Origin of the sequence: Streptomyces sp. NBC_01723 (genome assembly GCF_036246005.1) — a bacterium.
In the GTDB taxonomy this organism is placed as follows: domain Bacteria; phylum Actinomycetota; class Actinomycetes; order Streptomycetales; family Streptomycetaceae; genus Streptomyces.
Genome location: NZ_CP109171.1, coordinates 7,533,425 through 7,553,454, shown reverse-complemented (window position 1 = coordinate 7,553,454; position 20,030 = coordinate 7,533,425). Strand labels below are relative to the sequence as shown.

The window sequence follows — 20,030 nt, the reverse complement described above, 5'->3', positions numbered from 1 at the left end:
CGACGCCGACCGCGGCCGGGTCCGTCACTCGTAGGCCGTCGTCTCCTCCAGCGCCGCGTCGCGTACGTCGGGGACGGGGTGGCGGCGCAGGGTGCGCAGCGCGGCTCGCCAGGGGGCGGGCCAGTCCTCGCGCTGGCCGAGCGCGCCGGTGACGGCCACGGCCATCAGCCCGCGGGCGTGACCGCCGTGCTCGGCCAGCGTCCGGGCCTCGGCGAGCAGCACCGTGGAGTCGCCGGGCTGTGCCCGGGTCTCCAGTCGCTCGCGCAGGGCGCCCGCGACCCGCGCCGCGAGCGCCGGGCGGTCGGGTCCCGCCAGGTCGGCCACCCGGTCCAGGCGCGGCGGTACGGCGCTCAGGTCCACGTGGTGCGCCGCGAGCACGGCGGCCCGGGCCACGTGGGCGTCGTACGCGGACAGCAGCTCGGCGGCGGCCAGGGCGGCCGGGCGGACCGCCTCGGGGCGCCGGCATCCCGTTTCGAGTCCGGCGACGAGGGCCTCGATCCGGCGGTGGGACGGCCGGTCCCGGGTCTCCCCCGCGTCGCTGCCGTCGCCGTCCTCCGTCCCGGCCAGCGTGGTCAGGGCGTCCAGCAGTCCGGTGAGGCCGTGCGGGGCGCTCGACGCCGCGCCGATCAGGGCGTTGGCGGCGGAGGCCCAGGTCCCGCGGTTGCCGAGGTCCGTGACGGCCCTGGCGAGCACGCCGGGCGCCTCGGCCGACCAGGGGGCCCAGCGGGCCAGCGCCTGGAAGGCGAGGATCGCGGTGGCCGAGTCGGCGGCGTAGTCGGCGGCCACGTCACGCACCAGGGCCGCGTAGCGGGCGCGGTGGGCCTCGGGCAGGTTCATCGGCAGGGCCCGCAGCAGTGCGGCCCGCAGGACCGGCGTACCGGCCGCCGCGTCGTGCAGCAGCTCCCAGACCTCCTCGTGCCCCAGCAGCCCGCCGGTGAAGGCGACGCAGGCGGCGCGGACGTCCCGGTGGGTGCCCGGGCGGGCGTACACCTCGGCGACGAGGGCCGCGGCGTCCGGCACGGCGAGCCGGACCGCGGCGAGGCGGACGGCCTCCTTGCGGCTGGTCACCTTGGCGTCCGGCGCCCGCAGCACGTCCCGCAGGTGGCCGGCGAGGACCGACGGCCGCGCCTGCCGGGACGCCCGGGTGACCGCGTACACGGCGACGCGGGCCCGGTCGCCGCCCGCGTGGGCCAGCAGCTCGGGCAGTGACTCGGCGGCCCGGTCGGTGCCGGCCAGGGCGGCGAGCGCGGCCTCCGCGAGGACCACCTCCGCCGATCCGGTCCAGCGGCGCAGGAGGTCGGCTCCCCCGTCGGGCACGGCGGCGGCCCGGGTCAGGGCCGTCGCCCGCGCGTGCAGCGGCAGTCCGGCGTCGGCCGCCCGCGCGGCGCAATGGCGCAGCAGGGCGAGCTGCTGGCGCGGCACCCACCGGCTCACCTCGTGCGCGCCCACCGGGAGCGACCAGCGGGTGCCCTTGGTCAGGAACCTGCCGTACGGCGGCGTCTCGGCGAGCAGCGGGTCGAGCAGGTCGGTGCGGCGCCGCACGAGCACGTCGCGCACCGGCGCGAGCACGGCCGCCGACGGTTCGTGGGCGAGGACGCGGGCCGCGCGTTCGTCGCGGGTGGCGGGTGGTTCGAGCCACAGGCCGACCGCGGTGCGCGCGGTCGTGTCGTTGCCGTACCGGACGGCCTGCCAGAGCAGGTCCTGGAGTTCCGGCATCCCGGCGGCGCGGGGGCCCACCGCGCGGGCGAGCGCGAAGACGAGCCCGTAGTCGGACTTCTCGGCCCCGGCCTCGATCCACGGGCGCAGCGCCTCGTACACCTGGTGTTCCTGGCCGCGCCGCAGGGTGCGGTCGAGGCGGCCGAGGTCGGCGCCGCCGGTGGTGCCGGATATCCGGACGAGGGTGCGCAGCGCCCAGTTCACCAGGGCGCGCGTGCCGCCGGCCGCGTGCTCGCGCAGGATGGCGAGGGCGAGGGTGCTGAGCAGGCGGCGGGTCTCGGGCGAGGAGTCGCGGGCCGCGACGGCGTCGGTGGCGACGCGGTCCAGGAGATCGGCGGCCTCCTCGGTGAACAGGGCGGCCGGGACGGCGCCCGCCGCCCGCAGCGCGGCGGACCGTACCGGGTCCTGTTCGTTGGCCAGCCGGGCCATGTCCCGGAGCACGGCGGTGACGGCGGCCGGATCGCCGGAGCGGGCGGCGTTGCGGACCAGCAGGCGCCAGGCGCGGGCGCGGTCGTCGGCGTCGGGCTGCCCGGTGGCCGCCAGCAGCCGGTCGTGCACCTCGGCCACCGGGAGGAAGGACTCGGCGACCAGGACGGTGTACGCGCCGGCTCCGTGGGCACGCGCGCGTGCGGCGGCCGCCCGCGCCTCCCGGACGGCGTGCGGGCGCGGCAGCACCTCCAGGAGCGGCTCGTCGACCAGGACGGCGCCGGCTCCCCGCCCCTCGCGGACTGCCTCGCACAGGGCGGGGCGCCGGGCGGGCGGGAGCGCCTTGAGCAGCCGCGGCAGGTCGCCGTAGGGCAGCAGTGTCCGGGCGTAGGCGACGAGTTCGGGCGAGTCGTGCCGGGTCAGCCGGTACAGGACCGTGCGTCCCAGCCGGTGCACGCCGGTGACGGCGGTCCAGGCGGGCGTGGGGAGCAGGCGCAGCGTCCGCCGGGGGTCCGCCGCGGCGAACGCGGGGAGCGCGCCGAGCAGTTCGTGCGGCAGCCGGCTCGGCCCGTACTCCTCCAGCAGTCGCAGCACGCGCGCGGGTTCGGTGGGCGCGAGGAGAGCCGTCGGGTGCGCGTACCGGCGCCACCAGGTGTCGCGCAGGGCCTCGGGCAGTGCGGTCAGCTCCCGTTCCAGGGCCTCGAAGAGGGCCGCGCGGTGCCGCTTGGCCAGCGGCGACCAGGCCCGCACCGCGTAGAGCAGTCCGGGCAGCAGCCGGGCGACCGTCGGCGCGGTGCAGCCCGGCAGCAGGCGGGTGGCCTCGGTGTCGCCCCGGTCGCGGCGCACCCCGTCGACCAGCCGGTCGGCGAGGGCGGTGCGCCCGCCGGCCACGACGGCGCGCAGCAGGGAGCGACGGGCCGTCTCGGGGGCGTCGGCGAGGGCCGCCTCGAACGCGGCGTCCGGCACGCCCAGGCTGTCGGCGACGCGCAGGGCGTGACCGCGTACGTAGGGGTCGGGGTCGGCGATCCGGTCCGCGATCCACCCGGTGTCGCCCGCGGCGGACGCGGCGACGACGGCGAGCCGGCGTCCGTGGGCGCCGCGCGTCTCCAGCTCGGCGAGCAGGGACCGCGGGTCGTCCGAATCGCCCGCGCGCACGACGAGTTCGCGCATGCGGGCCGGGTGGGCGAGCGGGTCGAGGGCGTGCAGCAGACTGTCGGCCTCGTGCTGGACCGCGGTTCGTGCCATGCCGGGATTCTGCCTGCCGGGGCGGGCGCGGCACAGCGAATTAACGGTGCGGGCGGCCGGACCGGGGGCCGCGCTCAGTGGGTGGCGCGGCGCAGTTCCAGGCGTTCCTTCTCCGACAGTCCGCCCCAGACGCCGAACCTCTCGTCATTGCTCAGCGCGAAGTCCAGGCAGGCCGAGCGGATCGGGCAGAGGGCGCAGATCCGCTTCGCGTCCCGCACGGAACTGCCGGGCTCGGGGAAGAAGAACTCGGCTCCGGTCTGTGCGCACAACGCCTCCTCCTGCCAGTCGAGGTCCGGCGTGGCGATCGTCTCGATGTGCATGGACAGGAGCGTGCCGGGAGGCGAAAAACATTTCATCAACGCCGGATCAACGACGTCGGCGGGGCCCCGCCCGCTCCGATGGTCCTCCGCCGCGTGCGGCGGCGCACGGCGGCGCGCGGAAGCGGGGGCCGGTGGTCGGTGGAAGACTCGGCAGTACAGGCAACGGGACCCTTCCGAGGAGGGCGATCATGCTCACCACCCGTTTCGTCACCGGCGCCCCGAACTGGGTCGACGTCGGCACGACCGACTTCGACGCCTCCGCCGCCTTCTACGGCGGCCTCTTCGGCTGGCGGTTCCGGTCGGCGGGCCCGGAGGCCGGCGGCTACGGCTTCTTCGAACTGGACGGCCGGATCGCGGCCGGCGGCATGGAGACCTCGTCCGAGCAGGGCCCGCCGTCCTGGACGGTGTACTTCCAGACCCCGGACGCCCGGGCCACCGCCAAGACCTCCGAGCAGGCCCGCGGGGGTGTCCTGGCGCAACCGATGGAGGTGAAGGACAAGGGCACCATGGCGATCCTCGCCGACCGGGCCGGGCTGCCGTTCGGCGTCTGGCAGCCGGCTCGGCTCCCGGGTCTGGGCGTGGTGGGCGAGAGCGGCGCGCTGTGCTGGGTCGAGCTGCACACGGCGGACGTCGCGGCCGCCGCCGCGTACTACCAGAGCGTCCTGGGACTGGAGACCTCGGCGGTGTCCTTCCCGGGTGGCTCCTACACCTCGGTCAACCCGGGCGGAGAGGGCGAGGACGCCATGTTCGGCGGTGTCGTCCCGCTCGCCGACGACCCGGAGCCGACGGAGACCGGCTGGCTGCCGTACTTCGCGGTGGACGACACGGACGCCGCGGTCGCCCGGGCCCGGGAGCTGGGCGGCACGGTGCCGATGGCCGCGACGGACATCGAGGACGTCGGCCGCGTCGCCCGCATCGCCGACCCGTCCGGAGCCCGTTTCGCGGTACTCAAGCCGCTGCCGCGGCGGGCGTAGGGACGCCGCGGTCCCGTACAGCCGGCGGCTCCGGAGGCAAGGCGGGCGCCGGATCCGCGTGCTCACGCCCGCGAGCGCCCGCGAGCGCCCGCGCCACATGGAACAACGCCGCCGGCGCGGTGGACCAGCGTGGTCGGCAGGACGACGCCGGACGTGCCGGGCTCCGGGTCGGCGGCATCCGGGCCGTCGGCGGCCGTGCGGGGGTCCGGGTCGGCGGCATCCGGGCCGTCGGCGGCCGTGCCGGGGGCGGGGCCGCGCAGGAGGAGACGGGCCATCAGGCGTGGGCGACGCAGGGCCCCCGGTACCGAAATGGGCCCCGGAGGCAAGGCGGCCGCCGGGTTGGCGTGCTCACGCGCTGGCGCGGTGGACCAGCGTGGTCGGCAGGACGACGCCGGACGTGCCGGGCTCCGGGTCGGCGGCATCCGGGCCGTCGGCGGCCGTGCGGGGGTCCGGGCCTCGCAGGAGGAGACGGGCCATCAGGCGGCCCATCTCCTCGATGTCCTGGCGGACGGTGGTCAGGGGCGGGTCGGTCTGTTCGGCGACGGGCAGCATGTCGTCGAAGCCCACCACCGCCACGTCGTCCGGCACCCGCCGCCCGCGCTCGCGCAGCACCCGCAGGGCACCGGCGGCGGTGAGGTCGTTGGCCGTGAACACGGCGTCCAGGTCCGGGCAGCGGTCGAGCAGTTCCCGCATCGCCCGTTCGCCGCCGCCCGGGGTGAAGTCGCCGTGCGCGACCAGCCCCGGGTCGGCACCGGCCCGGACGTCACGGAAGCCGGCCAGCCGGTCGGCGGCGGAGGTCTGGTCGAGCGGGCCGGTGATGTGTGCGATCCGGGTGCGGCCGAGGGCGGCCAGGTGGCGGACGGCCGCGCGGGCGCCGCCGCGGTTGTCGCTGTCGACGTAGACCACGTCGTCCCGCCCGTCCTCCCAGTCGGGGCGCCCGCCGAACACGGTCGGCACCCCGGCCCTGCGTACGAGGCCGGGCAGCGGGTCGTGGAGGTGCAGGGAGAAGACGAGCGCGCCGTCGACGTGGCCGCCGGCCAGGTAGCGGCCGACGCGGGCGTGGTCCTCGCGGCCCTCGATGAGCAGCAGCACCAACTGGTTGTCGTGGGCCGTCAGTTCCTTGCTGATGCCGCGCAGCTGCTGGGCGAAGTAGGGGTCGGCGAAGACCCGGGTCTCCGGCTCGGCGGCGACGACGGCGACGGCGTCGTGCCGTCGGGTCACCAGGCTGCGGGCGGCCTGGTTGGGCACATATCCGAGTTCCTCCACCGCGCGCCGGACCCGCTCGGCCAGCGCGTCGCGCACCCCGTGCGCCCCGTTGACCACGCGGGACACGGTGGCCCGCGAGACCCCGGCCCGCTCGGCCACGGCCTCCAGCGTGGGGCGGGGCACTGTCTCGCTCACTTGAGGGCTCCTCGTCGGCGGCTGCGGCTCAGGATAGCCGCAGCCACCGGACGGGAAGAGGGCGCTCGGGGCGGCCCTCAGTGGTGGTGCTCGGGGGCCTTCGCGGTCTGCTCGGGGGCTTTCGCGGTCTGCTCGCCGCCCCCGTGGGCGTGCTCGTGCGGGTCGTACCCCGGGATGGTGCCGTCGGTCTTCTTCACCAGGAACAGCCCCACCATCCCCATGTCGGAGTGGCTCTGCACGTGGCAGTGGTACATCCACGCGCCGGCGCCCACCCCCTCCCCCGCGATGATCTGGAAGCCGAAGGAGTCCGCCGGGCCGGTGATCTTGTTGTCGATGACCTGGGTGGGGTCCTCGGGGCCGGTGAGCATGCCGGTGCGGTTGTCGGCCCAGCGGTGACCGTGCATGTGGAAGGTGTGGTAGTACTCGCCGTGCGTGATCATGACGATCTCGACGCGATCGCCCACGGTGGCCTCGAAGTTGGGACCGGTGTGGGGCTTCTGGTTGTTGATGAGCATGTCGTTGAAGACGATGGTGTGCGTGGCGTCCGGCAGCACGTCGCCCTTGCGGCGCACGATCACCGGACCGTAGAGGCCGTTGCGGATGCCGCCCGTGCCGTGCTCGGTGCCGACCACGTGGTCGTGGTAGTGCCAGTAGCCGGCGCTGCCCGAGCGCCAGGTGCCGTCCGCACGGCGGCCCGGCTTGTGGGTGCGCCAGGTGTAGGTGCGGGTGCCGCCGGGCTCGACGTCGCTCTTGTTCATCGCGGTGCCGTCGCTGGAGATCTCGTAGTCCAGGCCGTGCACGTGCAGGCTGGCCCGCACGTCCATGGTGTTGGTGAACTCGATGTGCAGCGTGTCGCCCTCGTTCAGCTCGATCAGCGGTCCGGGGACGGACGCCTTGCCCTTCTCGAAGCCGTAGCCCATCTGACCGTCCGGCAGCTTCTCGGCGTACATCTTGATGTGTCTCACCTCGCCCCCGGCCGGCGCCGTCTTCGCGGAGACGGCCTTGGCATCACCGGCGGCGCCCGCGGCCTCCGGGGCGATGGACAACGATGTCGCGACGGCCGCGCCGCCCAGCAGTACCCGTCGGTTGAAGCCTCGCCTGTCCATGCCGAACTCCCCACGCTGATACGGAATTTGCGGAGCCGTATATCTGATTGGCTGTGATGAGCCTGTGGGACCGTACCGGTTGACTCCGCGTTTATCCACACTCAGGACAAAGTTCGTTGGATCCCGGTCATACCTATTGGCGAACCACGCAAAGAGGTCTAGCTTCCTTGGCGCTGCTGCCGTGACCGAGGAGGTGCCCATGCCCTTGAGAGGGTTGAGCGCGAGAAGAAGAGGATGGGCGGCGTTCGCCACCGCCGGCTTCGTCGCCGCGGGACTGCTGGCTGGCCCGACGGCCAGCGCACGTCCGGCGCCGGACCCGTCCCTGACAACGATGTCGATCAAGTCGCCCCCGGGCGGCTCCAACGTGCGTGTGCTGGTGTTCTACGGTTCCGCCGCGTCCGGCGAGGAGTCGCCGGTCGTGAACGCGGGAATCGCGGCCATCGAGCGGATCGGGCAGTCCGGCCCGGCGAACGAGCGCTTCACGGTCGAGGCAACGGACAACGCCTCGGTCTTCACCAACGAGAAGAAGCTGGGCCGCTTCAACGCGATCGTGTTCCTGACCGGGGGCGGCGACGTCCTCGATCCGGCGCAGGAGGCGGGCCTGGAGGCGTACATGGAGGCCGGCGGCGGATTCGTCGGCGTCCACGACGCGGCCCGCGCGGAGCCGTACTCGGACTGGTTCACCGGTCTGGTCGGCGCCCGCCCGGCGGCCTCCAGCCCCACCAAGGTCCAGCGGGCCACCGTCGAGGTCGGCGACCGGCGTCATCCGGCCACCAAGGACCTGCCGGCGGAGTGGAAGCGGCCCGACGAGTGGCTCAACTGGCAGAAGAATCCGTCCGGTGACGTGCACACCGTCGCCCGGGTGCGCGAGTCGACGTACGCGCCCGGGGAGAGCGCCAACGGCTGGGACCACCCGGTCAGCTGGTGCCGGGACTACGACGGCGGCCGGTCCTTCTACACGGGCATGGGCGGCACCGAGTCGTCGTACGACGAGACGGAGTTCCGCACGCACCTGCGCGGTGCCCTGCTGTGGACGTCGCGGCTGTCGCAGGCCGACTGCAAGGCCACCATCACCGGCAACTACCAGGCCGAGCGGCTGACCCAGCCCAACCAGGCGGGCCAGAACGACCAGATCGGCGAACCGCACGGCCTGGTCACCGCGCCCGACGGGCGGGTGTTCTACATCGGCCGCGGCGGCGCCGACTCCTCCCAGCCGGTGATCACCGACTGGAACAACCCCGACATCGGCAAGGGCAAGGGCGAGATCCACGTCTACGACCCGAAGACCAAGAAGGTCACCCTGGCCGGGGCCCTGACCATCTTCGGCAACAAGGGCGGCGGCGACGAGCTGGTCAAGGTCGAGGAGGGCCTGCTCGGCATCGAGCTGGACCCGAGGTTCACCGAGAACGGCTGGGTGTACCTGCACTACACGCCGCACTCCCGGATCAACCGCGACACCCACATGGCGGAGCGGCGCGTCTCGCGCTTCACCCTCGACCAGGCGACCAACAAGCTGGACCTGGGCAGCGAGAAGGTGCTGCTGAAGTGGCCGGTGCAGATCCACAGCTGCTGCCACGCGGGCGGCGGGATGGCCTGGGACTCCAAGGGGAACCTGTACATCGCCACCGGTGACAACAACTCCAGTGGTTTCAGCGATGGTTACTCCGGCAACAACCCGCAGCCCAACTTCAAGGGCGTGTCCTTCGCCGACGCGCGCCGCACCGCGGGCAACACCAACAACCTCAACGGCAAGATCCTGCGCATCCACCCGGAGCCGGACGGGACCTACACGCTCCCCGAGGGCAACCTCTTCACCGGCAAGGAGACCGCCGAGGGCGGCGGCAAGACGCGCGGCGAGATCTACGTGATGGGCGTCCGCAACCCGGCGCGCATCTCCGTCGACAAGGCCACCGACACCCTCTACGCCGGCTGGGTCGGCCCGGACGCCGGCGCCCCCTCGACGACGTGGGGCCCCGCCAAGTACGACACGTTCGCCACCATCACCAAGGCGAGCAACCGGGGCTGGCCGTACTGCATGGGCAACAAGCAGCCGTACCGGGACCGGAACCTGCCGGACCCGTCGAAGCCGCTGGGCTGGTACGACTGCGACGCGCCCAAGAACGAGTCTCCGAACAACGACGGCCTGGTCAACCTGCCGCCGGTGACCGGCAACAACATCTGGTACTCGCCGCAGGGCGGCGGCCCCGACTTCCCGCGCGACGAGAACGGGATCCCGTCGTACAAGCAGGACGAGGCCACCTACAGGCTGCCCTGGCTCAAGGGCGGCGGCCAGGCCGCGATGAACGGCCCGGTCTACCGCTACGACGCGGACAGCACCAGTGCGACCAAGTGGCCCGCGTACTGGGACGGCAAGTGGTTCGTCGGTGACTTCTACGACTCCGACCAGCCGCGCAACGCGGTGCTGATGGACCCGAAGACCCAGGGCGACGGCGGTCTGCCGGTGCACTCGGAGTCCCTGAAGAAGATCGTGCCGGTCGGCAACGACGGCATCAAGAACCTGATGGGCTGGAAGTTCGGCCCGGACGGCGCGCTGTACGTCCTCGACTACGGCCGCGGCTTCTTCACCTCCGACGCCAAGTCGGCGCTGTGGCGGGTCACCTACGAGGGCGGCGGCCCGACGCCGGCCGCCGGACAACTGGCCAGGGGGACCGAGTGATACGCCAACGAAGAATGTGGGCCGCGCTGCTGGCCGGGCTGCTGATGATGCTCGGACTGCAGACGGCGTCCGCCCAGGACGGGCGGCCGGCTCCGCGCGCCGAGGCGGCCGACCAGGTCCTGACCTGGACCGCCGGCGACGACATCACCAAGTACACGTCCGCGCCCGAGACGGCGGTGGCCGGACCGGCCACGATCGTCTTCGAGAACAGTGAGGCCACCGGCAACACCACCGGCATGCCGCACACGCTGACGTTCATCACCAGCGACCCGGAGTACAACAGCGACGTCCAGCTGAACATCCTCGCCAACCCGGGCGACGCCCAGGGCGGCAAGCACACGGCCGAGGTCACCCTGACCCCGGGCAAGTACAAGTACCACTGCACGATCCCCGGGCACGGCCAGATGACGGGCGTGCTCACCGTGACCGAGGGCGGCGGTGGCGACGACACCACCGCGCCCGAGACCTCGGCCGAGGTCGGCGGCACGCAGAACGCCGACGGGCAGTACGTCGGTTCGGCGAGCGTGACCGTCGCCGCCACCGACGAGGCCGGCGGCTCCGGCGTCGACCGGGTCGAGTACGCGATCGGCGCCGACGGCGCCTGGCAGCCGTACACCACGCCGGTCGTGGTCGACCAGGTCGGCGACCACACGGTGCGCTACCGGGCGTTCGACAAGGCGGGCAACGCCGCCGCCGAGAAGAGCGTCGACTTCACGGTGGTCGCCCCCGACACCGACGACACGACGCCGCCGGAGACCTCGGCGACGGTCAGCGGTGAGAAGAACCCGGACGGCGCCTACATCGACATGGCGACGGTGACCGTCACCGCCTCCGACACCGGTTCCGGCGTCAACACCATCGAGTACGCCGTCGGCGACGGCGCCTGGCAGGCGTACACCGCGCCCGTCATGGTGCACGAGGTCGGCGAGCACACGGTCCGCTACCGGGCCACCGACAAGGCGGGCAACGTCGCCGCGGAGAAGAGCGTCGCCTTCACCGTGGTCGCCGCTCCCCCGCAGGACACCACCCCGCCGGTGACCGGCGCGACCGTGGACGGCACCAAGAACTCCGACGGCGCGTACGTCGGCAGCGCGAAGGTGACCGTCAACGCCACGGACGAGGGCGGCTCCGGCGTCGCCGGCGTCGAGTACTCGCTGGACGCCGGGCCCTACCTGGCGTACTCCGCTCCCGTGGTCGTCGACCGCGTCGGACGGCACACCGTGGCGTACCGGGCGAGCGACAAGGCCGGCAACACCTCCGAGCCGGTGACCGTGAGCTTCACCGTGGTGGCGGGCCAGGTTCCGGGTCCGCCCTGCCCGGAGTTCGACGAGCGCCAGACGGTGATCGTCGGCACGGTGGACACCGGTGTGCCGAACCGGGTCACCAACAACCGGTGCCGGATCAACGAGATGATCGAGGACGAGAAGGAGTGGTCGTCCCAGCAGCTCTTCCTCAAGCACGTGCGTGAGGTGCTGGACACGCTTCGGGACGAGGGGGTCGTCGACGGCCGGGAGGTCAAGGCGATCAACAAGGCCGCCCGCCAGTCCGGGATCGGCACGCCCGGCCAGACCGAGGGCTACCGCACCATCCTCGACGGCACCCAGGCGTCCTTCGACAAGTGGGAGCAGGTGGGCGGCGGTTCGTTCGGGCTGAACGCGGACGGGTCGATCACCTCCAGCACCACCACGCCCGGCATGGGCATGCTGTGGTTCCCCGAGCGCAAGTACGGCGACTTCTCGCTGAAGCTCCAGTGGCGGGACGACGCCGCGGGGACCGCCAACACCAACGGCGGCGTGTTCGTGCGCTTCCCGCAGGTGCACGACCACCCGGAGGAGTCCCGGCCGGAGTGGGTCGCCATCAAGTACGGCCACGAGGTGCAGGTCTTCGACGGCCCCACCGGCGACATGTACAAGACCGGCTCGCTCTACGGCTTCGACCGGGTGGGTCTGGCCGGCGCGGGGGTGACGGAGAAGGGCACCTGGAACGACTACGAGATCCGCGTGGTCGACCAGCACTACTCCGTCTTCCGCAACGGCGTGCTGATCAACGAGTTCGACAACACCGGCGGCCAGGACTTCACCCCGCCGCGCTCGGACGACCCGGGCACGGACGGGCGGCGGTTCGCCTCCGGTTACGTCGGACTCCAGGTGCACGGCACGACGGACGTCGTCTCGTACCGGGACGTCCGGATCAAGGAGCTGTAGGCCCGTCCGGGCCGGGAGCGTGATTCCTGGCCCGGCTCGGCTGTACCCGGCTGGGCTCCCCCGGCATCTTCGGATACTCGGGCGGGTACGGCAGGTCGCCGAGCCCGTGGTCGTGCTCGTCCTTCGTCGCCAGTTCCAGCAGGGCGTCGAGGGAGTACCGATGGTCGTCCATGCCCGCGTGCACGTCGCCGAGTTCGGCGAAGCGCGCGGGCATGGTCGTGATGTCGAAGTCCTGCGGGTGCGCGACGCCCACCTCGTCCCAGGTCAGCGGGGCGGAGACCGGGGCGTTCGGGCGGGGGCGCACCGAGTAGGCGGAGGCGATGGTGCGGTCCCGGGCGGTCTGGTTGTAGTCGATGAAGATGCGCTCGCCGCGCTCCTCCTTCCACCACTTGATGGTCACCCGGTCCGGCATCCGCCTCTCCATCTCGCGGCCGACGGCGATGGCGGCGCGCCGCACCTGGGTGAAGGTCCAGCGCGGCTCGATCGGCACGAAGACGTGGATGCCGCGCCCGCCCGAGGTCTTGGGCCAGCCGCGCAGTCCGCCGAACTCCTCCAGTACCGCGCGCAGTTCGTGGGCGGCGCGGGCGGCGTCGTCGTAGTCGGTGCCGGGCTGCGGGTCGAGGTCGATGCGCAGTTCGTCGGGGTGGTCGACGTCGGCGCGCCGCACCGGCCAGGGGTGGAAGGTGAGGGTGCCGTACTGGGCGGCCCACAGGACGGCCGCTTCCTCGGTGGGGCACATCTCGTCGGCGCTGCGCCCGCTGGGGAAGGTGATGTGCGCGGTCGGGATCCAGTCGGGCATGCCCTTGGGCGCGCGCTTCTGGTAGAACCACTCGCCGCCGACCCCGTCCGGGTAGCGCTGCAGGGTGGTGGGGCGGTCGCGCAGGGCGCGCAGGATGCCGGGGGCCACCGCCTGGTAGTACCGGGCCACGTCGAGCTTGGTGTAGCCGCGCTCCGGGAAGAACACCTTCCCCGGGCTGGACAGCCGCACGGACCGGCCACCCGCCTCCAGTTCCACCGCTTCCGCCATGCGAGCCACGGTAGGCGCACGGTCTTGGCTTCGCATATCAGGCGGGGACGACACCGCGCTCATACAGTCGGACCATGCGCCTTCCCGTCATGCCCCCCGTGAAGCCGATGCTCGCCAAGTCCGTGGCGAAGATTCCGCCGGGGATGCACTACGAGGCCAAGTGGGACGGGTTCCGGGCGATCGTGTTCCGGGACGGGGACGAAGTGGAACTGGGGAGCCGTACCGGCAAGCCGTTGACCAGGTATTTTCCGGAGCTGGTGGCGGCGGTGCGGGAGCGGTTGCCCCAGCGGTGCGTGGTGGACGGGGAGATCGTGATCGCGCGGGAGGGGCATCTGGACTTCGACGCGCTGACGGAGCGGATCCATCCGGCGGACTCCCGGGTGCGGACGCTGGCCGAGCGGACGCCGGCCTCGCTGATCGCCTTCGACCTGCTGGCCCTGGACGACGAGTCCCTGCTCGACGTAAGGCTGGCCGACCGGCGGGCGCTGCTGGTGCGGGCACTGGAGGGGGTCACGCCGCCCGTGCACGTGGCGCCGGCGACGGACGACATCGAGGTGGCCCGGCAGTGGTTCGAGCAGTACGAGGGCGCGGGGCTCGACGGCGTGGTCGCCAAGCCGCTCGACCTGGGGTACCGGCAGGACGAGCGGGCCATGTACAAGATCAAGCACGAGCGGACGGCGGACGTGGTCGTCGCCGGATACCGCCTGCACAAGAGCGGTCCCGTGGTCGGCTCGCTGCTGCTCGGTCTCTACGACGACCGGGGGGTCCTCCAGCACGTGGGGGTGAGCGCGGCCTTCACCATGAAGCGCCGGGCCGAGCTGGTGGAGGAGCTGGAGCCGCTGCGCATGGACGACGCTCAGGGCCATCCGTGGGCGGCCTGGGCTCAGGAGTCGGCGCACGAGGGGGCGCGGCTGCCGGGCGCGCCGAGCCGCTGGTCCGGGAAGAAGGACCTGTCCTGGGTGCCGCTGCGGCCCGAGCGGGTCGTCGAGGTGGCGTACGACCACATGGAGAACGGCGCGCGCTTCCGGCACACGGCCCGCTTCCGCCGCTGGCGCCCGGACCGCACCCCGGAGAGCTGCACCTACGCCCAGCTGGAGGAGCCGGTCCGCTACGACCTCGCGGAGATCCTCGGCGGACCGTGAGGGCTCCTCCCGGGCGACCGGGGGCTCACGGCTTCATGAGCACCTTGACCGCGCCGTCCTGCTTCTTCTGGAACATCTCGTACGCGTGCGGCGCGTCCGCCAGCGGCACCCGGTGGGTGGCGAAGTCGTCGACGCCGAGCGGGTCCTCGTCGGTCAGGTGGGGGATGATCTCGTCGCTCCAGCGGCGGACGTTGGCCTGTCCCATGCGCAGCTGGATCTGCTTGTCGAACATGGTCAGCAAGGGCATCGGGTCGGCCATGCCGCCGTACACGCCGGACAGCGAGATGGTGCCGCCGCGGCGGACCAGGTCGATCGCGGTGTACAGGGCGCTGAGCCGGTCGACGCTGAACCGCTCCGCGAGCGGGCCGCTGAGGGACCGGGGCATCACCGCGGCGGCCTGCTGGACCAGCTTGGCCACGGTCCCGCCGTGCGCCTCGGTGCCGACCGCGTCGATCACGGCGTCGGGACCGCGGCCGCCGGTCTCCTCCTGCATCGCGGCGACCAGTTCCTTCTCGTTGTCGAAGGCCCGCAGGTCGAAGGTCTCCACGCCCCGTTCGCGGGCGCGCCGCAGCCGCTCCGGCACGAGGTCGACGCCGAACACCCGGTCGGCGCCCTTGAGCAGCGCGATCCGGCAGGCCATGTCGCCGATCGGTCCGAGGCCGAGCACGGCGATGCTGCCGCCCTTGGGTATGTCGGCGTAGGCGACCGCCTGCCAGGCGGTGGGCAGCACGTCGGAGAGGTAGACGAAGCGGTCGTCGGCCGGGCCCTCGGGCACCTTGATCGGTCCGAACTGGGCCTGCGGTACGCGCAGGTACTCGGCCTGGCCGCCGGGCACCGCCCCGTACAGCCGGGTGTAGCCGAACAGCGGGGCACCCATGCCCTCGCCGGTGACCTGGGTGGTCTCGCACTGGGTCGGCAGGCCGCTGCCGCACATGTAGCAGTGCCCGCACGCGATCTGGAAGGGCACCACGACCCGGTCGCCCGGCTTCAGGCCGGTCACCTCGGAGCCGACCTCCTCGACGATGCCCATCGGCTCGTGGCCGAGGATGTCGCCCGGTGTCATGAACGGCGTGAGTACTTCGTAGAGGTGCAGGTCGGAGCCGCACAGCCCCGAGGAGGTGACGCGGATGACCGCGTCGGTCGGTTCCTCGATCCGCGGGTCGGGCACCTCCTCGACCCGGACGTCCCGCTTGCCCTGCCATGTCACTGCCTTCATCGCCCGGGCTCCCTTCGTGGCCGTGCACTCGCGCTTCTGCGTCCCGGCCGGGTACCCGGGCCCCTCGTCACTGAACCGGCCACGGCTTCGGCCGAACAGCGGATTATCTGCCTCGTTCCGTGTGCCCTGTCGGATTCGATCAGGTATGGCACTAAATGCTGCAAGAGGCGCACAATCAATGACACGGGATGGGCGGACGGATGGTCGGGATGCGACGAGGGACGCACGGACGGAGCCCGCGGGAACGGGGCACGCGCGAACGGCGCACACGAGGTGCCGCGCTGGTGGCCGTGACGGCGGCCGTCGCGCTGGCCGCGGGCTGCACGGCCGGGTCGGGCGGCAAGGACAACGGACGGGCGCCGGAGCCGGAGCGGTCGCACACCTCGGCACCCGCCACCGGCCCGGTGCTCGCCGTGAAGGTCGACAACGCGCCCGAGGCCCGGCCCCAGACCGGCCTGGACGCCGCGGACGTCGTCTACGCGGAGCCGGTGGAGGGCGGGCTGAGCCGCCTGATGGCGCTCTACGCGACCCGGCTGCCCGAGGAGGTCGGGCCGGTGCGCAGCGCCCGGGAGTCCGACCTGGAGCTGCTGCGCCAGTTCGACCGGCCGACGCTGGCGTACTCCGGCGCCCAGAGCAAGCTGCTGCCGCTCATCGAGGAGGCACCGCTGCGCGCCGTCACACCGGGCGACGCACCCGACGCCTACGTCCGCAACGACGACCGGCAGGCCCCGCACAACCTCTACCTGCGGCCCGGCGAGCTGCCGGCCGAGCCCGCGGGCGCCGGGGCCCTCACCACGGGGTTCACCTTCGGCAAGGCGCCCGAGGGCGGCCGGGCGGAGTCCTCCCGCACCGTGCGCTACCCGGCGACGAGCTTCACCTTCACCTGGTCGGAGAGCCGGGACCGGTGGCTGGTCTCCCTGGACGGCTCACCGGCCGGCGCGGCCGACGGCGAAGGCCCGGCGCCGGCCACGGTCGTCGTGCAGCACGTGACGGTGCGCGACTCCGCCTTCCGCGACTTCCGCGGCAGCAACTCCCCCTACGTCGAGTCGGTGGGTTCGGGCCGCGCGGAGGTGCTGCGCGACGGCCGGACGTACGACGCCACCTGGACGCGCGGCACGGCCGCCGACGGCACGACCTTCACCACCCGTGACGGCGCCGCGCTGAACTTCGCCGAGGGCCCGGTGTGGGTGGTCTTCGCGGGCGGCTCCTGAAGCGTCGGCCCCGCGTCAGCCCGGCACCCCGGACGACTCCGGGTTGCGCAGCCCCTCGGCGGCGTCCGCGACCCGGCGGACCAGGTCGAAGAACGCGGTCCGCTCGTCGGGCGAGAGCGGGGCGAGGAACACCTGGTTCATCCGGGCGACCCGCACGCTCAGCCTGCGGTGGACGCGCAGCCCCTCGTCGGTCAGCCGGAGCAGGAAGCGGCGGCCGTCCTGCTGGTCGCGGACCTTGTCGAGCAGCCCTCGGCGGCCCAGCCGGCTGATCACCTCGGCGATGGTGGAGCGGTCCAGGCCCACCCGTTCCCCCACCGTGCGCTGGTCCAGGCCGGGCTCGGCGACGAGGGCGTTCAGGACGGCGAACTGCGGCGAGGTGGTCTCCTCGGAGACCATCGTGTTCCAGAGCAGGTAGTGCGCCTGCTGGAGCCGCCGGGCCAGGTGTCCGGGATGGGTGGTCAGATCGACCGCTGCCATGCGCTCTCCCGTGGTTACTTCGTAGGTGCACTGACGATATCCCGGCTCGCCGCGAACCGCCGGACACCTCTGCAAGCGATCCAACGGGCGTTTTTCCGGGCCTTGACGCCTCGGCCGGTCGATGGCAGCGTGTCGAACACCTCGCTGAAATACTCAGTGCCCTGATTAATTCGCTTCAGAGATGGGGCTTCTCGGATGGACAAGGTGGTGGCCACGGCCGGTGGGGCGGTGGCCGACGTGCCCGACGGCGCGTCGCTCGCGGTGGGCGGCTTCGGGCTGAGCGGTGTGCCGAACGTACTGATCCAGGCGCTGTACGAGCGCGGCACCGACGGCCTGTCGGTGGTCTCCAACAACTGCGGGGCGATGGAGTCCGGTCTCGCGGTGCTGCTGGCCGCCGGCCGGATCGCCCGCGTGACCGGGTCCTACATCGGCGCGAACAAGGAGTTCGCGCGCCAGTACCTCGGCGGGGAGCTGGAGGTGGAGATGATCCCGCAGGGCACGCTGGCCGAGCGGCTGCGGGCCGGCGGCGCCGGGATCCCCGCGTTCTACACCCCGGCCGGCGTCGGCACCCAGGTGGCCGACGGCGGTCTGCCCTGGCGCTACGACGGCGACGGCGGGGTCGCGCTGGCCTCCCCGCCCAAGGAGGTCCGCGAGTTCGACGGGACCGAGTACGTACTGGAGCGCGGCATCCGTACCGACTTCGCGCTGGTGCGGGCGGCCAAGGGCGACCGGCACGGGAACCTGGTGTTCGCCAAGTCGTCCCGGAACTTCAACCCGCTGGCCGCGATGGCCGGGCGGGTGACGGTCGCGGAGGTGGAGGAGCTGGTGGAGCCCGGCGGGATCGACCCGGACGAAGTGCATCTGCCCGGCATCTTCGTGCAGCGCGTGGTGGCGCTGACGGCGGAGCAGGCGGCGGAGAAGAAGATCGAGCGGCGGACGGTGAGTTCCTGATGGCCTGGACGCGTGAGGAGATGGCCGCGCGGGCGGCACGGGAGCTGAGGGACGGCCAGTACGTCAACCTCGGCATCGGCCTGCCGACGCTGATCCCCAACCACCTCCCCGAGGGCGTCGAGGTCACCCTGGAGTCGGAGAACGGCATCCTCGGCACCGGCCGCTACCCGACCGAGGCCGAGGTGGACCCCGATCTGATCAACGCGGGCAAGGAGACGGTGACGGTGCTGCCGGGCGCCGCCTTCTTCGACTCCGCGCTGTCCTTCGGCATGATCCGGGGCGGGCACATCGACGTCGCCGTGCTGGGGGCCATGCAGGTGTCGGCCGGCGGGGACCTGGCCAACTGGGCCGTCCCGGGCAAGATGATCACCGGGATAGGCGGGGCGATGGACCTGGTCCACGGGGCCCGCACCGTGATCGTGGTGATGACCCACACCGCCAAGGACGGCTCGCCCAAGATCCTCCAGGAGTGCGCGCTGCCCCTCACCGGGAAGGCGTGCGTGGACCGGATCATCACCGACCTCGGCGTCCTCGACGTCACCGCCGACGGCCTGGTCCTGGTCGAGACCGCGCCGGGCGTGAGCGTCGAGGAGATCACCGCCAGGACCGATGCCGCGCTCGTCGTCGCGGAGGAACCGGAGATCGCGGTGCAGCCGAGGATCGCGGAGGAGGCGAAGTGAAGGACGTCTACGTCGTCGACGCGGTCCGCACCCCGTTCGGCAAGTACAACGGCGGCCTGGCGGGCGTACGCCCCGACGATCTGGCCGCGCACGCGATCCGCGGACTCCTCGCCCGCACCCCGGCCCTGGACCCGTCCCGGATCGAGGACGTCTACCTGGGCAACGCCAACGGCGCCGGTGAGGAGAACCGCAACGTCGCGCGGATGGCCGCCCTCCTGGCCGGCCTGCCCACCTCCGTCCCCGGCGTCACCGTGAACCGGCTGTGCGCCTCCGGGCTCGAAGCCGTCGTCCAGGCCGCGCGCGCCATCGCCGTCGGAGACGCCTCGATCGCCCTCGCGGGCGGGGTGGAGTCGATGACCCGGGCGCCGTACGTCCTGCCCAAGTCGGACCGGCCCTTCCCCGCCGGGCACACCGAGCTGTACTCGACCACCCTGGGCTGGCGCATGGTCAACCCGAGGATGGACCCGCAGTGGACGATCCCGCTCGGGGAGTCGGCGGAGCTGATCGCCGACAAGCACGGGATCACGCGCGAGCGGCAGGACGAGTACGCGCTCGCCTCCCACCACAAGGCCGCCCGCGCCCAGGCGGACGGCCTGTTCGACGCCGAACTCGTGCCCGTTCCGGTGGAGCGGCGCAAGGGCGACCCCGTGGACTTCGCCGCCGACGAGTGCGTACGCCCGACCGCCTCGCTGGAGGCGATGGCCAAGCTCAAGCCGTCGTTCCGGAAGACGAGCGAAGCGAACTGGGGGTCCCCCCGGCCGAAGGCTGGGGGAGGTACGGTCACCGCCGGCAACGCCTCCCCGCTCAACGACGGCGCGGCAGCCCTGCTCCTCACCGACGAGGAGGGCCTGAAGGCCACCGGCCGCGAACCGCTCGCCCGGATCTCCGCCACCGGCGTCTCGGCGACCGACCCGCACTACTTCGGTCTCGCCCCCGTCGAAGCCGTGCACCGCGCACTGACCAAGGCCGGGCGGACCTTCGCCGACCTGGACGTCCTCGAACTCAACGAGGCCTTCGCCGCCCAGGTGCTCGGCTGCGAAGCCGAGTGGCCGGAGTTCGACCCCGCGATCCTCAACCCCCAGGGCGGAGCCATCGCGCTGGGCCACCCGCTGGGCGCCTCCGGTGCCCGCCTCGCCGGGACCGTCGCCCACCAGCTGGCCCGCAAGGGCGGCGGCACCGGCGTCGCCACCCTCTGCATCGGTGTCGGCCAGGGCCTGGCCCTCGTCCTCGACCGCTAGCCCCTGTCACCCACGGGAA

General features: G+C 73.0%; 16 protein-coding genes. 8 read left to right on the top strand and 8 right to left on the bottom strand.

Annotated features, from left to right (window positions below):
- Positions 1–24: 24 nt before the first annotated feature.
- Complete coding sequence (locus tag OIE75_RS35360; RefSeq protein ID WP_329473376.1) at positions 25–3,387, bottom strand: hypothetical protein; 3,363 nt, start codon at positions 3,385–3,387, stop codon at positions 25–27.
- Positions 3,388–3,461: 74 nt separating this feature from the next.
- A complete protein-coding gene (locus tag OIE75_RS35355) occupies positions 3,462–3,707 on the bottom strand; it encodes a WhiB family transcriptional regulator (RefSeq protein WP_122620628.1) in 246 nt (81 codons plus the stop codon).
- A 188-nt stretch (positions 3,708–3,895) separates the two neighbouring features.
- Here OIE75_RS35355 and OIE75_RS35350 point away from each other — a divergent pair, with 188 nt between their 5' ends.
- Positions 3,896–4,681: a VOC family protein gene (locus OIE75_RS35350; protein ID WP_329473375.1), complete on the top strand. Its 786-nt coding sequence runs from the start codon at positions 3,896–3,898 to the stop codon at positions 4,679–4,681.
- 62 nt (positions 4,682–4,743) lie between these two features.
- Here the strand turns inward: OIE75_RS35350 and OIE75_RS35345 are convergent, their stop codons facing one another.
- The 3 genes from OIE75_RS35345 to OIE75_RS35335 form a co-directional block, all read right to left on the bottom strand.
- Positions 4,744–4,956 carry a hypothetical protein gene (locus OIE75_RS35345; protein ID WP_329473374.1) on the bottom strand — a complete coding sequence of 71 codons (213 nt, stop codon included), beginning with the start codon at positions 4,954–4,956 and terminating at the stop codon, positions 4,744–4,746.
- Positions 4,957–5,029: 73 nt separating this feature from the next.
- Complete coding sequence (locus OIE75_RS35340) at positions 5,030–6,082, bottom strand: LacI family DNA-binding transcriptional regulator (RefSeq protein ID WP_329473373.1); 1,053 nt, start codon at positions 6,080–6,082, stop codon at positions 5,030–5,032.
- A gap of 77 nt (positions 6,083–6,159) precedes the next feature.
- On the bottom strand, positions 6,160–7,188 hold the full coding sequence (locus OIE75_RS35335; protein WP_307016286.1) for a multicopper oxidase domain-containing protein: 1,029 nt from the start codon (positions 7,186–7,188) through the stop codon (positions 6,160–6,162).
- A 199-nt stretch (positions 7,189–7,387) separates the two neighbouring features.
- On the opposite strand from OIE75_RS35335, the gene OIE75_RS35330 reads away from it, so the two are divergent.
- Both OIE75_RS35330 and OIE75_RS35325 read left to right on the top strand, forming a co-directional pair.
- Complete coding sequence (locus OIE75_RS35330) at positions 7,388–9,865, top strand: ThuA domain-containing protein (protein WP_329473372.1); 2,478 nt, start codon at positions 7,388–7,390, stop codon at positions 9,863–9,865.
- A gap of 14 nt (positions 9,866–9,879) precedes the next feature.
- Positions 9,880–12,069, top strand: a complete 2,190-nt coding sequence (locus tag OIE75_RS35325) for an OmpL47-type beta-barrel domain-containing protein (RefSeq protein WP_329473371.1) — start codon at positions 9,880–9,882, stop codon at positions 12,067–12,069.
- Here OIE75_RS35325 and ligD read toward each other — a convergent pair.
- Positions 12,056–13,096 (bottom strand): non-homologous end-joining DNA ligase, encoded by a 1,041-nt coding sequence (ligD, locus tag OIE75_RS35320; RefSeq protein ID WP_329473370.1) that lies wholly within the window; start codon positions 13,094–13,096, stop codon positions 12,056–12,058. The genes OIE75_RS35325 and ligD overlap by 14 nt on opposite strands.
- A 74-nt stretch (positions 13,097–13,170) precedes the next feature.
- Here ligD and OIE75_RS35315 point away from each other — a divergent pair, with 74 nt between their 5' ends.
- Complete coding sequence (locus OIE75_RS35315) at positions 13,171–14,238, top strand: ATP-dependent DNA ligase (RefSeq protein ID WP_329473369.1); 1,068 nt, start codon at positions 13,171–13,173, stop codon at positions 14,236–14,238.
- Positions 14,239–14,263: 25 nt separating this feature from the next.
- Here OIE75_RS35315 and OIE75_RS35310 read toward each other — a convergent pair whose 3' ends face one another.
- The gene (locus tag OIE75_RS35310; RefSeq protein WP_329473368.1) at positions 14,264–15,454 is read right to left on the bottom strand and encodes a zinc-dependent alcohol dehydrogenase; all 1,191 of its coding nucleotides are present in this window, start codon (positions 15,452–15,454) and stop codon (positions 14,264–14,266) included.
- A gap of 200 nt (positions 15,455–15,654) precedes the next feature.
- Here OIE75_RS35310 and OIE75_RS35305 point away from each other — a divergent pair, with 200 nt between their 5' ends.
- Positions 15,655–16,665 carry a DUF3048 domain-containing protein gene (locus OIE75_RS35305; RefSeq protein ID WP_393568091.1) on the top strand — a complete coding sequence of 337 codons (1,011 nt, stop codon included), beginning with the start codon at positions 15,655–15,657 and terminating at the stop codon, positions 16,663–16,665.
- A gap of 15 nt (positions 16,666–16,680) precedes the next feature.
- Here the strand turns inward: OIE75_RS35305 and OIE75_RS35300 are convergent, their stop codons facing one another.
- Positions 16,681–17,142, bottom strand: a complete 462-nt coding sequence (locus tag OIE75_RS35300; RefSeq protein ID WP_125489850.1) for a MarR family winged helix-turn-helix transcriptional regulator — start codon at positions 17,140–17,142, stop codon at positions 16,681–16,683.
- A 195-nt stretch (positions 17,143–17,337) separates the two neighbouring features.
- Here OIE75_RS35300 and OIE75_RS35295 point away from each other — a divergent pair, with 195 nt between their 5' ends.
- The 3 genes from OIE75_RS35295 to OIE75_RS35285 are packed head-to-tail and all read left to right on the top strand — an operon-like array spanning position 17,338 to position 20,011.
- A complete protein-coding gene (locus OIE75_RS35295; RefSeq protein WP_307016271.1) occupies positions 17,338–18,093 on the top strand; it encodes a CoA transferase subunit A in 756 nt (251 codons plus the stop codon).
- Positions 18,093–18,773, top strand: coding sequence for a CoA transferase subunit B (locus tag OIE75_RS35290; protein WP_307016269.1), 681 nt, complete (start codon positions 18,093–18,095; stop codon positions 18,771–18,773). The genes OIE75_RS35295 and OIE75_RS35290 overlap by 1 nt, the downstream gene beginning before the upstream one ends.
- The gene (locus OIE75_RS35285) at positions 18,770–20,011 is read left to right on the top strand and encodes a thiolase family protein (protein WP_329473366.1); all 1,242 of its coding nucleotides are present in this window, start codon (positions 18,770–18,772) and stop codon (positions 20,009–20,011) included. Before OIE75_RS35290 ends, OIE75_RS35285 begins: the two co-directional genes overlap by 4 nt.
- The last annotated feature ends 19 nt before the right edge of the window (positions 20,012–20,030 follow it).